The organism is Rhizobacter sp. P3_C12 (assembly GCF_056402735.1).
Genome location: NZ_JBFUGW010000640.1, coordinates 1 through 688, shown reverse-complemented (window position 1 = coordinate 688; position 688 = coordinate 1). Strand labels below are relative to the sequence as shown.

The following is a 688-nucleotide window of genomic DNA, read 5'->3' as shown; positions in this document are numbered from 1 at the left end:
CTCTTCTTCGGTGCGAATATCGACGAGTTGGTATCGTCCGCCGGACTCCATCAGGGCAACCAAGTCCTTCGGCGTTACCAAATGCTCTGGATCCTGCCGAAAGAGCAAGGGCTCCTGATTGGCTCCGACGGCGGGAGCACTTGTTGGGCGCCGGCGAATCGGGAGCCGGTCGATGCAAAGCGATAGAAGATCCAAAGTGAGCATAAACTTGGTCGCTGCGTCGTCTCTTCCGAGCAGTACCTTCACGGTCTCCAAGGCTTGGAGTATTCCTACGATCCCTGGCACTACGCCCAAGACCCCGACTTCGGCACAACTGCCACCAACCTCCGCAGGTGTCGCGGCGGGGAAGATGTCGCGATACGACACAGGCGTCAATTCGTCTTCGGAATCGGCAACGTTAAAGACGGCAACTTGGCCTTCAAAACGGTTGACCGAGCCGTATACGAGAGGCTTGCTGGCTGCGGCACATATATCGCCGAGGAGAAATTTGGTTGAAAAGTTGTCGCTACCATCCAGCACGACATCGCAGTCTTGAATACGCTCAGCGGCGTTGGCCGCGACCAATCGTTGTTGATAGGGGCGGAATTGGGTATGCCGAAATTGCTTCGACAGCCGTTCAGCTGCAACCCTCGCTTTCGAATGTCCTATATCTTCGGGATGGAATAAAATCTGGCGGTGAAGGTTCGTC

Annotated in this window: 1 protein-coding gene; it reads right to left on the bottom strand. The window is 55.7% G+C overall.

What is annotated here, in order from left to right; all coding sequences use genetic code 11:
* Nucleotides 1-688: HesA/MoeB/ThiF family protein (locus AC1DXV_RS35130; RefSeq protein ID WP_477938118.1), on the bottom strand; the 688-nt coding region annotated here is incomplete at both ends.